Annotated in this window: 13 protein-coding genes; 4 read left to right on the top strand and 9 right to left on the bottom strand. The window is 66.9% G+C overall.

All coding sequences use genetic code 11. From position 1 onward, the window contains the following. The first annotated feature begins 119 nt into the window (after nt 1-119). On the top strand, nt 120-1,556 hold the full coding sequence (locus BS329_RS14575) for a DUF1996 domain-containing protein (protein ID WP_143253034.1): 1,437 nt from the start codon (nt 120-122) through the stop codon (nt 1,554-1,556). A 258-nt stretch (nt 1,557-1,814) separates the two neighbouring features. Here BS329_RS14575 and BS329_RS14580 read toward each other — a convergent pair whose 3' ends face one another. The 6 genes from BS329_RS14580 to BS329_RS14605 all read right to left on the bottom strand — a co-directional run bounded on the left by BS329_RS14580 (nt 1,815) and on the right by BS329_RS14605 (nt 8,711). Further along, entirely contained in the window at nt 1,815-2,504 is a 690-nt protein-coding gene (locus BS329_RS14580; RefSeq protein ID WP_076160757.1) for a hypothetical protein, read from the bottom strand. A 121-nt stretch (nt 2,505-2,625) separates the two neighbouring features. Beyond that, nucleotides 2,626-3,327 (bottom strand): Crp/Fnr family transcriptional regulator, encoded by a 702-nt coding sequence (locus BS329_RS14585; RefSeq protein ID WP_076160760.1) that lies wholly within the window; start codon nt 3,325-3,327, stop codon nt 2,626-2,628. Nucleotides 3,328-3,356: 29 nt separating this feature from the next. After that, nucleotides 3,357-3,722, bottom strand: coding sequence for a hypothetical protein (locus BS329_RS14590; protein WP_007034234.1), 366 nt, complete (start codon nt 3,720-3,722; stop codon nt 3,357-3,359). Between the two features lie 59 nt (nt 3,723-3,781). After that, nucleotides 3,782-4,294 carry a hypothetical protein gene (locus BS329_RS14595; RefSeq protein ID WP_076160762.1) on the bottom strand — a complete coding sequence of 171 codons (513 nt, stop codon included), beginning with the start codon at nt 4,292-4,294 and terminating at the stop codon, nt 3,782-3,784. Nucleotide 4,295: 1 nt separating this feature from the next. Then, nucleotides 4,296-6,050 (bottom strand): substrate-binding and vWA domain-containing protein, encoded by a 1,755-nt coding sequence (locus BS329_RS14600; protein ID WP_076160765.1) that lies wholly within the window; start codon nt 6,048-6,050, stop codon nt 4,296-4,298. A gap of 36 nt (nt 6,051-6,086) precedes the next feature. After that, nucleotides 6,087-8,711, bottom strand: coding sequence for a P-loop NTPase fold protein (locus tag BS329_RS14605; RefSeq protein ID WP_076160768.1), 2,625 nt, complete (start codon nt 8,709-8,711; stop codon nt 6,087-6,089). A gap of 192 nt (nt 8,712-8,903) precedes the next feature. Between BS329_RS14605 and BS329_RS14610 the strand changes: the two genes are divergently transcribed. After that, on the top strand, nt 8,904-9,455 hold the full coding sequence (locus BS329_RS14610; protein ID WP_076160770.1) for a snapalysin family zinc-dependent metalloprotease: 552 nt from the start codon (nt 8,904-8,906) through the stop codon (nt 9,453-9,455). A 49-nt stretch (nt 9,456-9,504) separates the two neighbouring features. Here BS329_RS14610 and BS329_RS14615 read toward each other — a convergent pair whose 3' ends face one another. Both BS329_RS14615 and BS329_RS14620 read right to left on the bottom strand, forming a co-directional pair. Continuing rightward, nucleotides 9,505-9,684 carry a ferredoxin gene (locus BS329_RS14615; protein ID WP_076161114.1) on the bottom strand — a complete coding sequence of 60 codons (180 nt, stop codon included), beginning with the start codon at nt 9,682-9,684 and terminating at the stop codon, nt 9,505-9,507. Nucleotides 9,685-9,689: 5 nt separating this feature from the next. Next, the gene (locus tag BS329_RS14620) at nt 9,690-10,892 is read right to left on the bottom strand and encodes a cytochrome P450 (protein WP_076160773.1); all 1,203 of its coding nucleotides are present in this window, start codon (nt 10,890-10,892) and stop codon (nt 9,690-9,692) included. A gap of 188 nt (nt 10,893-11,080) precedes the next feature. On the opposite strand from BS329_RS14620, the gene BS329_RS14625 reads away from it, so the two are divergent. Together BS329_RS14625 and BS329_RS14630 are read left to right on the top strand one after the other, a co-directional pair. Next, nucleotides 11,081-12,004, top strand: coding sequence for a GbsR/MarR family transcriptional regulator (locus BS329_RS14625; protein ID WP_076161117.1), 924 nt, complete (start codon nt 11,081-11,083; stop codon nt 12,002-12,004). Nucleotides 12,005-12,019: 15 nt separating this feature from the next. Then, nucleotides 12,020-12,217, top strand: a complete 198-nt coding sequence (locus BS329_RS14630; protein ID WP_076160775.1) for a hypothetical protein — start codon at nt 12,020-12,022, stop codon at nt 12,215-12,217. Between the two features lie 539 nt (nt 12,218-12,756). On the opposite strand, the gene BS329_RS14635 is transcribed toward BS329_RS14630, so the two are convergent. Further along, nucleotides 12,757-14,010: an HNH endonuclease signature motif containing protein gene (locus BS329_RS14635; RefSeq protein ID WP_425266363.1), complete on the bottom strand. Its 1,254-nt coding sequence runs from the start codon at nt 14,008-14,010 to the stop codon at nt 12,757-12,759. Between the last annotated feature and the right edge of the window lie 4 nt (nt 14,011-14,014).

The raw sequence follows: 14,014 nt of genomic DNA on the forward strand, positions 1-14,014 counted from the left end.
AACACGGAGTCAGTGACGCCGGTGATGCCGGTGACGCATCCCCCGGGCTCCGTGCAACGACACCGAACGAGGTGAACAATTTCATGCCCCGTAACCCAAGAACCGCCGGCCGCCACCGCATGGCGCGTCGCACCAAGGTCGCCACCGGCGCCCTCGCGCTGTGCCTCGCCGTCGGCGGGATCGTCGTGGTGAACACGACCGGAACCCCCGACGCCGCCAGGGCCGACGGCGCGGACAAGTCGTTCTTCATCGACATCACGAAGGTTCCCCGCGGCACGAACGTCAACCTCGACCTCGTGAAACGAGGCGCCCGCGGGACGTTCACCGTCGACTGTGGCCGCAACGAGAACGGTCACTTCAACGGCGACAACTTCATCGCGCAGCCCGGCGTCCGCAATGGAGCCGAGCACCTTCACGACTACGTCGGGAACCTTTCGACCAACGCGGACTCGAACAACAAAAGCCTGTTGCGCGCGGGCACCACCTGCAAGAACGGCGACAAATCCGCGTACTTCTGGCCCGTCATCCGGATCAACATCGAGGAAGAGGAAAAGAACGAGGCGGCGAACGAGGAGAAACTCGCCGCCGACCGCGCGAACGCGGCCAAGGACGAGGCCGGCGCCCAGGTCGACTGCCCCGACGTCGCCAGTGAACTCGAAGAGGTCTCCGACCAGGCCATGCCCGCGGTCGACGAGAACCTCGACAAACTCGACCAGGCCGCCGAGAACGCGAACAACCAGCTGGCGCAAGGAAAGCAGGCCGGCCAGGTGCTCGGAGAACTGAAGAACGAGCGACAGCCGTCGATCAAGCAGATCGGTGACGCCATGCGGCAGGCGGGCAAACCGGTCGCGAAGCCCGAAGACCAGCTGGCCGTCTGCGCGGTGAAGCAGAACGGCGAAGGCGGCCTCGACAACGGCGGCGAGAACAGCAACGTCAATGCCGCCGGTGACGCCGAAGAGAAGAAGTCCGACGGCAAGGCAGCCGACCTGCCCGGCGTCGACGACAACAACGAGATCGGCGACAACGAGGGCGAGATCCAGCGCCCCGCGAAGGTCGACCTGACCTTCACCAGCGGCGGCGCCCGCCGGGTCGTCGCGATGCCGAAGTTCCTGCGTGTGCTCTACGGCGACGCCAAGCAGACCACCAACGGCCCGGCCAACGCCCGGCCGAGCTGGACCTGCTCCGGCTTCGAGGACCGGCTCACCGAGCTGTACCCGATCTGCCCGCGGGGCAGCAAGGTCACCCGCGTCCACGCGTTCCCGAACTGCTGGGACGGGAAGAACACCGACAGCGCCAACCACCGCACGCATATCGTGTTCTCCGACCGCGACGGGAAATGCCCGCGCGGCTTCAAGAACGTGCCGCAGCTGCGGATCACGCTGGTGTACGACATCCCGCCGGACATCCAGGCCGCCGGGCAGTACGCCGTCGACGCGTTCGCGCAGGAGAAGCACAACCCGCGCTCCGACCACGACGACTTCGCGAACGTCATGTCACAGCGACTGATGAACCAGCTCGTGAAATGCGTCAACAGCGGGAAACGCTGCCGAACCTGACGAAAGTCCGTGAAGGCCTCCTTAAGGGTCCATCCATGCCTCGGCCGCCACCCCCAACGGGGACGCTGCGCACCACTGCATGGATTCAGGTCCCTCAAGGAGGCCTTCACGGACTTGAGAATGCGAGGGCGCGGCGGGGATGACCCGCGCCCCCGCCCCCCGCGCCGGGGGTCCGGTTTCTGGCCCGGCGTAGGGGTACCGGACCAGAAACCGGCGAGCGGTACGGCTCTCCCTCCCTGGAAGCCGGACCGCCCGGTCTCAGGCCGTCGTCGACAACCGGCTCACCCGGTCGAACACGAGCGGCGCCGGCATCGCCGGATTCACCTCGGCCAGTACGGCGTCGGCGTCCAGGCCGGGCAGGTGGATCCACGCGCTGTCGGCGAAATCCGGTGTGGTGACGCTGATCCGGCCGCAGCGCGCCGGCGGGATCAGCGCGACACCGAAGGGCTCGACCACGTTGCGCCACACCGAGTGCGAGACGATCATCCCGGCGCCGAACTTGTCGCCGGTCGGGTCGAGACGGCACCAGTAGCCCACGGCGTCGTTGAAGGTGGACGCACACAGCAACCGGGTCAGCGTGATATAGGTGCGGTGGTAGCGGTGGTTGTCCGCCATCGGTCCCATGTGGACGGCCACGCGCGCTCGCATCGGGACGCGGGCGTAGCGGTTACGGGAGCGCAGCAGATGGTCCAGATGGAACACGACCTCGCAGAGCTGCCCGACGGCCCGGTCCGGGTACGCCACCATGAGCCCGTCGCCGGTCTCCCGGAAGTGGCGTGCTTCCCCCGGCGCGAGCCCGACCGCGTTGAAGGAGCGGGAAACCAGCGTCTCCATTTCGGTCTTCATCGGATCCAGCAGGTCGTCACTGGCCTTGGACGAACCGACGATGTCGACGGCGAGCACGGCGTGGGTGTGCGCGTTGTATTGGCCTGAGGTCAGCACCTGCATCTCTGCGACCCCTCCCCTGATCGGTGAAAACTGGCGGCAGGAAGCAGTGTTCCCACTCCTCACCGGAAGTTCTGTTCGGAACCGAACAGAACCTGACCCCGCCATGGTCAACGCCAGTGAGCTAAGTCACACCTTTTTCCGTGATCATCCGCAACGCTTCGCGATCGACGACGGTGATCGCACGGCGCGAACTGGCCACAACTCCCGCCTTCCGGAGCTTGTCCAGCGCCTGCGCGACCATGGTCCGTCCCATCGGGATGAACTGCGCGAGTTCGTCCTGGCTCAACGGGATCCCGATCCGCCAGCCAGCCGGTGTCCGGATGCCACAGACGCCGACCAGGTAATCCAGTCGCGTCGCGACCCGCGCCACCGCCTGCGGCTTCCAGGACTGCGTCCGCTGCCGCTGGGCGAGCACGAACCGACGGGCGACGCTGACGAGCACCTCCCGCATCGCCGACGGATGGTCCAGCAGGAACCGGTTGAACTCGCTCGCCGCGATCCGCCGGACGTGGACCTCCTCGATGGCGACGACGTCGGCCATCCGGATGCCACCCGCGATCACCGCGATCTCGCCATGCAGATCGCCGGGCACCCCGACGTCGAGGATGACCGTCGCCCCCATCCGGTCGGCGCTGGTCACCTTCACGTACCCGTGCCGCAGCAGCATGACGAAGTCGCCGGGCTCACCGGCCCGCATCAGCGCCTGCCTGCTCTCGTAGGTCTGCGGGGTGCCCATCTCCAGCAAGCGGGCACGGACGGGTTCGTCCAGCCGCTCCAGGAATGGACGTTCTCTTTCTTCGGCGGCCTCCGGGCCCAAACCCACGAAACACCCTCCCAGGCAGTCGTGAACACCTATCGCGGAGAGTAACCGAATCGGCCACCCGATCCGGCGGCGGAACCATCGTGCGTGGTGAAGATGCCCAGCCGGACCAGTTCCGACCTGATCCACTCGGCCAGCCGGTGCAGCGGTCCGTCTTCGGCCTCGACGAAATAACTGTCCACGATCTGGTGTCGTCTATCGGCGTGCTTCGCCGCGTAGAGCAGCGCTGACCGTACCTCTGACACCTTCAGCGGAGCGACCTTGATTCCCGGAGCGGGCCGCACGGTGCTCTTGGCGGCCATCACCGCCAGCACGGCCTCCTCCAGGCTGAACCGGTGCTCCACCGGTACGACCACATGTTCCACGCCCTCGACAACCCGGCGCCCGATCAACGGCATACTGCCAGATCAGCATGACGCACGGCCGTAGTCTGTTCGGCACCGAACACTCGACGCTATCAGCCTGGTTCGACCGCCGCGATGGCCTCTTCGAGATCCTCCCGGTACATCCTCATCCGCTGGGCGAGCATCACCGGATCCGGGTTCTCGTCCCGCGCGTGTCGCACCATCTTCTCGGTGAGCTGACTCAGCATCAGCCGCAGTGCGACGACCTCGGGCGCGTTCCGGTCGGTCCGGCTTTCGAGTCTCGCCACCGCCCGCCGGCAGGTACCCGAAAGCTTCGTCTCGTCCGGCTGCACCGTTTCGATGGCCGCCTGTACCCGCCCGAGCAGTCGGTAGTAATCGTGGTCGTCGGCGGGCTCCGGCGCGCGGACCGCCCTCTCCGGCTTCGATCGCTTGGCGTTCAACACGAAGTACGCGACTTCGGCGGGAAACAGTACGGCGAACGCGGCAGCGGCCCCGAAGAACCACGCCTGCGGATGCGGCACAGTGACGGCGTGACCGATCAGCGCGGCGATCAGCGTGAGCACTCCGGCGACGGTGTGGAACGCGCGGTGGTCGTGATCGGCCATGTCAGAAGTTACTGAAGACGTTGACGAACATCTTGTCGATGCCCTGCGGGTCGACGGCCTTGTAGCTGCGGGCCTTGGACTTCTGCGCGACCTCGTCGAGAACGCCGCTGTCCGCCTGCGCGCCGTAGGCCATGGTGAAGATCCGGACGGAGTTGTCCAGCCGTTCGGCGTCGACGGCCTGGAGCACCTTTTCCTTGGTGGTCGAGATGTCGGTGTTCTCGCCGTCGGTCAGGAAGACGACGGCGTTGATGAGGTTCGGTACGAACTCCCGCCGCATCTTGTCATTGGCGTCCACCACGGTCCGGTAGAGCGCCGTGTCCCCGTTCGGGGTCAGGTTCTGGACGAGGTCGATCATCGGGCCGCGGACGTCCTTCACCTTGCCGATCGGCATCTTTTCCTCGTACCCGTCCGAGAACGTCCACAGCCCGACCTCGTCTTCGGGATGCAGGTACTCGAGTTGCTTCTTGATCGCGGGTTTCAGCAGGTCGATCCGGCGCTCGGAGTAGGGCTTGTCCTTGCGGTTCTTGTCGAACGGCTCGTTCATCGATCCGGACAGGTCCAGCACCAGCAGGATCCGGCCGCGCCGCTGCGTGTACTCCCAGCCGTCCAGCATTCTCTGGATCTGCTCGCCGGTGGGAAGTTCGATCTTCCGGGAGTCGCCGGATTCCGCGGTGTGCGCGCCCTGTGCCAGTTTCGGGTTGCTCCTGCCTTCCGGGTCGCGGAAGCCGAGGCCGCGGAAACTCTCCTGCTGCCGGGGCTCCCGCATGAAGTCGTAGAAGTCCTTGGCCGCCGCGTGCTGCTCCGGCGACGCCTTGGCCGTGGTCAGGAAGGGATGGTCGATCAGCACCGTCCCCTCGCTCGGGTGCACGGCGACGAGCGGCCGGTTCAGGGGAACGGGCTCGTCCTTCAGTTGTTTCGGGTCCCCGGTCGGCGCGCCGTGGTTGTAGAGGTAGACCATCTGCTCCTGCATCGCCATCGCGCTGATGTAGGGCGTCGGCTTCTTGTCCTCTTCGTACAGCGTCTTCAGGAAGGCCACCGAATCGTCGCTGTAGTAGGCGACCGACGCCTCGATCCCGCGGACGAACTGCACGGCGTCCGCCGTCTCGATCTTGCCGTAGTCGCCACCGGTCGCCGCGAAGTACGTCGCGATGGTCGCGGCGAGCCCCGAGGTCGACCGACGAGGATTGTCCTTGCCCAGCGTGAAGTTCCCCCACTTAGCGTTTTCTCCTCCGGTGGAGGCCCAGCCGCCCTTCTGATTCATCTGGAGGACGTCGTTCCAGCCGATGGTCTTCTTCGGCCAGCCCATCGCCGCGGCCATCGGTTCCGGCATCGCGATCACCATCGGGCTCGTCGCGAGTGAGGTCTTGGGACCTTCGTCGATCAGGCCGCCTTTGCCCCGCTGGCGCAGCAGATCGAGCCACAGCGACGAACTCGGCAGCCAGACCTGGGGTTCGGGTTGCCGCTCGTCGATGTCGTTCCAGCCGTCGGCGATGAGGTCGAGTGTGGCGCCCGAGGTCTTCTTGTACGCCTCGACCTTCGCGCACCGGCCGCCGTCGAACGTCCGGTCGGTGTTGTTGTACCGGTCGGCCAGTTCACGGATCAGGTCACCCTTTTCCGTGGAAGAGCTGGTGACCAGCCGGACGCAGTCGGCCCTCACCGCGTTCGAGGGCGCGGTGACCGTGGTCGCGAGCAGCACGATCACAAGCGTCCCGACGAGCGCGCCGAAGACGAGCGAAAGCCAGCCTGATCTCCGCATGCGCCGCCCCCTAGCCGTTGTAGCGGGCAAGTGTAGCTACACCGTGGTTCCCGGTTCTGTTTCCCCGGTCACGAGATCGTAGGTTTCGAAACTGAACCGGGCGAGGGTGCCCACCCAATTCCGATAGACCTCTAGATCATCGAAGGATTCGGTGTCCAGCCGCCATTCAGGTGGAAAGGCGTCGGACAACGATTCCCCGGCGGAAAGCGCGAGGAAGGTCGTGCGCGCGGAGTCCGGATCGACGACCAGCAGGGTCAGCAGGACGAGCACCGCCCGGTACGGGCCGTCGACGAACCGGGCCAGCTCCGCGTCGGGAATGCCGATGCGCACGAGCCGGTAGAGGTTGACCAGCTTCCGGACCTCCCGCGGCGTCTTCAGCCGTTTCCGGAGAACGTGCACGAAATCGCGTTCGACCTCGGTGAGCCGCAGCCGGTCCGGCCGCATGTTGTAGAACGTCGGCGGGGGTGTGTCCTTGACGACGACCTCCACCGGTTCGCCGCTTTCACCGGATCCGACGCCTTCCTCCGGCCATTCCTCGTGCCAGGGCGGCACCGGTTCCCGTCCTTCGATCGGCATCAGGACGTCGATCAGTTCGTCCGCCGCCGCTCCCATGGGACGCAACGCGAACACGATCTGGAAGATCTTGTCGAGGTATTCCGCCCGCCGCGCCTCCCCGGCTCCGAACAGCTCTTCGTGATGCTGGTCGAGGCATCGCCGCAACCATCGCGGATCCACGGCCACCACCACGACGAACGCGGGCAGGGCCAGCAGCAGGTGCACGGCGGCGAGCACCTCGATCACCTTCGAAGGCGGGCAACGGTCGAGATCGTCGATGTAGAGCACGATCCGCTCCAGTGGCGGTTCACCCTTGCCGCCAGCCAGCAGCCATTCCGTCCGCGCGTCCGCCAGATCGGCGCTCAGATCGGCGAGATCTTCCCGGACCCGGGCGAAGACCCCTTGGTAGTCCCCGTATCTGCCTGCCGTCGCCTCTTCGATCAGCTCGCCGAGCCGCGTCGCCGCGTCCAGCCGCCGGAGCCGTTCCTCGGTCCCCCGCACCTCGGTCTCGAACCGTTCCGTCCGTTTGTCGACGTCGGCCCGCAGTCTGTCCAAGGTGGACTTCACTGGCGCGAGGGCGGCCCTGGCGGTGGTGAGCGCCGGGGTCAGCACGGCGCCGAGCGCGACGACGGCACCCGCCACGGCGAGGATCGCGTTGTGCCACAAGGCCCATCCGGTGATCGCCGCGGCGATGCCGAACATCCCCAAGACCGCGTAGCCCGCGACGGCGAGCCGCCGCCGTCGGCGTTCGGCCCGGTCCACCCCGGACACCAAGAGCCGCCAGCGCCAGGTGAGCGGGGAATCCGCCTTGATGGCCCGGAGACTCGCGAGCCGGGTCCGCAGCTCCTCGCGTTCGGCCCGGACCTCGCCGGCGTCCGCGTGCGTTTCGGGCGCGCCGAGGTTCCGGAACAGGTGGTCCACCAGCCCGACCCACAGGTGATCGTCGTGGTACTGCCAGGCGTTGAACCGGATCTGCCGGATCTCACCGGCGAACACGCTGTTGGCGGCGTCGCCGCGGGACCGGCGGGCCAGTTCGGCCACCCGGTCCGTCACCTGGCGCACGAAACTCGATTTGCCGGAACCCCATGGCCCCAGCAGCGCTATGCACAGCGGGGGGCTGGTCTCGCGGTCGGCGATGACCGCGGCGAGGGTGCGCACGTCGTCCTGGAAGCCGATCAGGTCGATCGCGCTTTCGACGTCGGGCGTGATCCGGGGACGCGCCCGTCCCGGTTTGGGCTCCACGAAACCGGTGCCGTCGATCTGGTTGCCGAAGCGGTCCCACACCCGGATCGTGCGGTCGTCCCCGACCGAGACGATCTTCTCGTTGCCCGCGGTGCAGGCGATCGCCCGGACGTTCCCCTCATGTCCCTTGAGGAGGGTGTAGTCGGCCGGGGCGTCGATCTCGCGGACGTAGATCTCGCCACCGGAACCGCCGGACAGCACCAGTTTGCCGTCCGGGCTGAAGGCCAGTACCCGCACCACGCCGAGGTGCCCGGGGAAGACGAGGGCCGGATCGCCGTTGCGCCCCCACAGGCGCACCGTCTCACCCTCACCGGACAGCACTCGCTCGCCGTCGGCCGAAACCGCCACCACGTGGACCGCGCCCACGCCGCCGAACCGGTAGTGGGAGACGACTTCTCTGTCCCACAGGCGAACCCCGCCGGTGTCGTCGCCTGCCACCACGACCCGGCCGTCCGGGGTCACCGCGACGGATTCGATCTCCGGGCCACCGGTGCGGAGGCCGCGCACCGTCACGCCGCCGGGCCCCCGGACCTCGACGGTGCTTCCCGCGCCGGACACGGCGAATTCCTTCGCCACCGCGACCGCGAGCGTCCGCTTGGTGGTCTGGACCTCTGGGGGCTGCACCTCGCGACCGGCGAGCCGCCAGCGCCGCACCGTCGCCCCATCGCAACCGACCACGTACTGACCCGAGATACCCACCGCCAGCACCGGCCGATCGTGGCCGCTCAACGCGAACCGCTGCGCGCCGGTCTCCAGGTCCCATACCCGCACCGTCCGGTCCGCACCCCCGGTGACCAGCCGGTTCCCGTACACGGCGACCGCGAGAACGGGTTCTTCGTGTCCGGTGAATCGCGCCGTCGTCATAACGGCACAGTCTTCCGGGTTCGTCAAGATCGTGGTTAACGACAGGCGACTATCGGCGGGTACCCCGACGACCTCGAAAGGTCCTAACATCACGCGGAGGCAACGGAGGATTACGCAAAGATTCCTCCCGCCAGAACAAAAGTGTCGACACTGCTCCGAAATTCCAGCACGCCTTAACGCGAGGAGTTCAACGTGCTTCGACGTACCTTCGCCGCGGTGCTCACCGGCGCCGCGCTCTCCATCTCGGTGCTCTCGGCACCCTCGGCCGGTGCCGCCGAGATCATGGCGACCACCCTGACCTACGACGACAGCCAGGCCGCGGAGTTCAAGGACGCGGTGGCCGCCGGCGTCAACGTCTGGAACACCAACGTCACCAACGTCCGCCTCGTGAAGGCGACGCCGGGGCAGCGAGTCAACATCCGGATCATCGCCGACAACGGCTGGCCGCGGGCCACCCTCGGCCCCGTCCGGCCGAGTGGCCAGGTCACCGTCTGGTACGGCAGGCAGGCCGTCCAGCAGGGCTACAACAAGACCCGGATCGCCTCGCACGAGCTGGGCCACAGCCTCGGCCTGCCCGACGTGAAGCCCGGGCCGTGCTCGTCGTTGATGTCCGGCTCGACCGGTGGCGTCAGCTGCGCCAGCGTGAACCCCAACGCGCAGGAGAAGGCCAGGGTCCAGCAGCTCTACGCGGGCACCGCCGCGCCGAGCGCCGACGCGGGCAAGGTTCTCGCCGAGGTCGGTTGATCCCGAGCCAGGGGGTGCCCGCCCGGCACCCCCTGGCCTAGGCGATGTCCTAACCGCTCGCGGTGATCGCCGCCGCCGGGCACAACTGCACGGCGTCGCCGATTTCGGCCGGTTCCGATTCCAGCAACCGGACCCTGCCGTCCTGCTCGTCCTGTTCGAACACGTCCGGCGCGGTCAGGACGCACATTCCGGCGCCGATACAACGTTCGCGGTCGACTTCGAGTCTCATCGCGATCAGCCCCAAGCCACCGGGAGCGCGTGCACCCCGTAGATGTCGGAGTCCGTCCGCAGTGGGATCTCATCGGCCGGAACGGCCAAACGCAGCGCCGGGAACCTGCCGAGCAGCCCAGTGAAGGCGACCTTCATCTGGACTCGCGCGAGCTGCTGGCCGAGACACTGGTGCACCCCGTGCCCGAAAGCGGCGTGCCCGGCGGTGTTCCGGCGGAGGTCCAGCCGGTCGGGATCGGGGAACTTCAGCGGATCGCGGTTGGCGGCCATCGCCGAGAGCACGACCACCTCTCCCGTCTTGACGAGCTGTCCGCCGACCTCGACGTCTTCGAGCGCGGTGCGGACGCCCGTGTGCGCGATCGTCAGGTAGCGCAGCAGTTCCTCGATCGCCCCTTCGATGTTCTCCGGGTCCTGGCGCAGGCTTTCGAGCTGGTCCGGATGCTGGAGCAACGCGAAAGTGCCCAGCGCCAGCATGTTCGCCGTGGTGTCCAACCCGGCCCCCAGCAAGAGGAACGCGATGCTGGTCAGCTCTTCGTCGGTGAGTTCCGTGGTGGTCAGCTCACCGAGGATGTCGTCGGTCGGCTCCGCCCGCTTCGCGACGACGAGCTTGTAGAGGTACTCCCCCAGCGCGTTGACGGCGGCGTCCTTCTCGGCGATCGGCGCGTCCGGCTCGTTCAACGGCGCGACGTTGCGGCGGAAGAACTCGTGGTCTTCGTAGGGAACACCGAGCAGCTCGCAGATCATCAGCGCCGGAATGGGCTGCGCGAAGGCCGTCACCAGATCGGCTGGTGACCCTTGCCGCTCCATGGCGTCGAGGTGCTCCGTGGTCACCTGCTCGACCCGTTCGGTGAGCAGCCGCATCCGGCGGACGGTGAATTTACCGGTGAGCATCTTGCGATAGCGCGCATGCTGCGCACCGTCCATCTTGATGAACATCCCCGGCGCCGCGGGCGACATCTCCACCATCGCGGCGGCGCCCGGCAGCGGCGAGTGCATCAGTTCCTGCCGTGCGCTGAACCGGGGATCCGCGAGGATGCTCCGGGCGACCGTGTGTCCCGTCGCGAGCCAGCCTTCGTGCCCGTCGGGGAACGTCAGCCGGACGAGCGGATGCTCGTCGCGCAGCTCGCCGAGTTCGGCGGGCGGATCGAACGGGCAGCCCGACGGCCGTTCGAGGGGTAGTTCCGCGAGATGGGGTACTGAGTTCGTCACAGCTGTTCCTCCCAGATCTTCAGCTTTGACAAAAGGCTACGTTGCGTTCAATGATCGCTCAAAGATCTGAACCGGTCGTTTTACTGGTTATAGCTGGTAGACTTCGTAAAATCGTTGCAACTGTCGTGCCGATGAATGCAACACTTCGTTGCATTGATTTGCGCGTGAACGCACAGGAGGCGCGCCTCATGCCGGGTGGCAGGCTGACGCTGGAGGACCGGCGGCTGATCGCGATGTGGCTCAAGGACGGCCTCGGATACGCCGAGATCGCCCGGCGACTCGAACGCCCGACGTCGACCATCAGCCGCGAGGTCGCGCGCAACAGCGGCCATTCCGGCTACCGAGCCGACGAGGCGAGCCGGGTGACCGGCGAACGGGCACGGCGCCGCCGGAAGCCACCCGCGCCGGAAACCGCGGTCGCCTCCCCCGGCTACGGCCGAGACCCGGAAGCCATGCGCCGCTTCGAAACGGACTTCACCGAAATGATGGTCGGGACCGGACTGCCGCGGATGATGTCGCGAGTCCTCGCGTGCCTGGCCGTCAGCGACGGTGGCGTGCACACCGCGGCCGAACTCGCCCAGCGGCTCCAAGTCAGCCCTGCGTCGATCTCGAACGCCGTCGCCTACCTCGAAACGCAGGCGATGCTCAAGCGGGAACGGGACGGACGACGGGAACGGTATGTCGTCGACGAGGAAATGCCGCAACGGGTCTGGGCCGAAAGCGTCCGCTCGAACCGCGCGTGGGCCGACATCGCCCGCCGCGGCGCCGAAGTCCTCGGCCTTTCGACACCCGCGGGTGCCCGCATGGACGACCTCGCCCGATTCCACGCACGCATCAACGAAATCATGCTGGACGACCGGGTGGCGATATTCGTCGCCGACGCGGTGACCGTGCTCGCCGCCCTCCTGCACGCCGGACGCCCACTGTCCGTCGCGGCCCTTTCGGACGCACTGGGATGGCCCTCCGAGCAGGTCTCGACGGCTTTACGGGTCGCCGTCGAGCATCCGCACATCGCCGGACCGGTGACCGTGGTTTCCACCGGTGGGGAGTATCGGGCGGTTGCGTTGGTGGAGCGGCTTACCGCGGCGCAGTTGGCGGCGCTGGGGTCTTGAGGTTGGGGCAATGGGGTGGAACGACTGACGGTCGCGCGCGTGGTCACTGGCTCACTGGCCCGCTGGCTCACCGGCTCGCTGGCTCGTGCGCGGTTCGGAGAGCGATGGTCGAATTTCGGCGACGGGCTTGGAATGGTGGTGGAGAACCGGCCGGTGCGTCGCCGGTCCAGCGAAAACCGTTCCGCTGACGGAGCGATCGACGACCGCGCATGACGCCGACGAACGCGTCGCCGGATATTGGCAACAGACTCACCTCCCCAGTCCAGTAACAGCGCTTCCGCTGGTAGACCGCACAGCTGACAACACTGTGCTCGTGAGTGATGCGGGAAGATCGATAGCCGTATATCGGCGACAGGACCGGAACGGTGACGGAAAACCGATCGTGCGGCGCCGGTCCAGCGACAACCGTTCCGTCGATGGAGCGATCGACGGCCGCACGTTACGCCGGATATCGGCAACAGACTCACCTCGCCAGTCCAATAACAGCGGTTCCGCTGATGAACGACCGCGCAGCTGACGACGCTGGACCCGCGAGCGGAAAAGTCGATGGCCGAATATCGGCAACAAGCCCAGAGAACCGACCGCATCGCGCCGACCCAATGACAACAGGTCCACTAGCGGAACGACCGACGGCCGCATCTGTCCACGCAGAACACCAGGCCGAATATCGGCAATTGAAGCGGACGGTGGCGTTGCCCGAACTCACGTCTGACTCGCACGAGCAAACCGGTAGCCGTTTTTCGGCGATGCCGTCAGAACGGTGGTGGTTCGTCGGCGAGGGCCGTCCGTGTGCGGGGTTCATGAAGAGGCGGTGGAGAACTGTCGTACCGCTGCCCAGTCGGGGTGGTGATGGTGAGGGTGCCGTCGGGCGCGAGCTGATAGCTCCAGCCGGGTTCGTCTTTCAGTCGGTGGTCGCGGCGGCAGAAGCTGATCAGGTCTGCGGTGTCGGTGTGGCCGCCGTACTGCCATGGCACCGAATGGTCAAGATCGCAGGCCTGAGCAGGCCGGTGGCAGCCGGGTCGTCGGCATTCGCGGTCCCGCACCCGGACATACTCGGCGAGCCCGGCCGTGGGCCGATACCGGTCCCGACCCAGGTCCAGCACTCGCCCGGACAGCGGATCGGTAACGATCCGACGCAGCACACTGTTCGACCCGCCCGCGATATGCCGGGCCAGCGCCGCCGGAAGGTGACCGTGCCCGGCCAACTCCGCGGGGTCGTCGTTGAGGCCGAGGTAGGTGACCAGGTCCATATAGAGGAACACCTCGGTGCGTTCACTCACCCCACCCTGACCACCCAGCAGGAGATCGAGCGCGACATCGGCACGCAACTGATCCAGAGTGCGGGTCTCACCACCGGTCTTGAGAGCCCTCGCTTCACGATCGATCCGCGCGTAGGCGGCAGTGACTTTCTCGACGGGGCCGTCTTCGACCTCGATCGACGCCACCCCCGTCTCACCCTGCCGCATCGCCAACCGGCGGCCGTCACGGTGACACTCGGAACGTTTGTCGGCGCCCTCGCCGTCGACCGTCATCGCCGCGTGACTCGCCGCTTTCCGCACCTGCTCCGTATTCTTCCCCGGCAACCGACCCTCCAACAGGGCATCGGCGGCGAGAGCGTTCTCATCGGACAGCCACGCGGTGGCCGTGGCGACTTTCATCGCCCCGAAGCCACTCACTTTCCCTTGGTCCATCAACCGCAGCGTCCGGGGCAGCCGGGTGGTCAACGCCTCAGCGGTAGCGACCATCGAACCCGCATGACTATCCACAAGAGACAACGCGAACGCGACTTCCTGCGTCACACTCCGCGCACCCTCACGACACTGCGACAACCGCGCCAGGGCCCGGAACCGGACCGCTTCCAGACGCGCGATGCCCTCCGACGCCGCGACAGCCACAGCAACAGAATCACTGTCATCCAGTAAACCCACAGAAACGTTGACATCCTCCACAATGCTCGGATCGGTTAGGTCCTCGAGAAGCGCCACAACGGCGTTGCGAGTATCCACGCAC

This window comes from Amycolatopsis coloradensis (assembly GCF_001953865.1).
GTDB lineage: Bacteria > Actinomycetota > Actinomycetes > Mycobacteriales > Pseudonocardiaceae > Amycolatopsis > Amycolatopsis coloradensis.

Excerpts from the sequence above, each read along its gene's own strand:
- BS329_RS14625 (WP_076161117.1), top strand. The coding sequence starts at position 11,081 with ATGCCGGGTGGCAGGCTGACGCTGGAGGACCGGCGGCTGATCGCGATG.
- BS329_RS14605 (WP_076160768.1), bottom strand. The coding sequence starts at position 8,711 with ATGACGACGGCGCGATTCACCGGACACGAAGAACCCGTTCTCGCGGTC.
- BS329_RS14575 (WP_143253034.1), top strand. The coding sequence starts at position 120 with ATGGCGCGTCGCACCAAGGTCGCCACCGGCGCCCTCGCGCTGTGCCTC.
- BS329_RS14580 (WP_076160757.1), bottom strand. The coding sequence starts at position 2,504 with ATGCAGGTGCTGACCTCAGGCCAATACAACGCGCACACCCACGCCGTG.
- BS329_RS14590 (WP_007034234.1), bottom strand. The coding sequence starts at position 3,722 with ATGCCGTTGATCGGGCGCCGGGTTGTCGAGGGCGTGGAACATGTGGTC.
- BS329_RS14595 (WP_076160762.1), bottom strand. The coding sequence starts at position 4,294 with ATGGCCGATCACGACCACCGCGCGTTCCACACCGTCGCCGGAGTGCTC.
- BS329_RS14600 (WP_076160765.1), bottom strand. The coding sequence starts at position 6,050 with ATGCGGAGATCAGGCTGGCTTTCGCTCGTCTTCGGCGCGCTCGTCGGG.
- BS329_RS14615 (WP_076161114.1), bottom strand. The coding sequence starts at position 9,684 with ATGAGACTCGAAGTCGACCGCGAACGTTGTATCGGCGCCGGAATGTGC.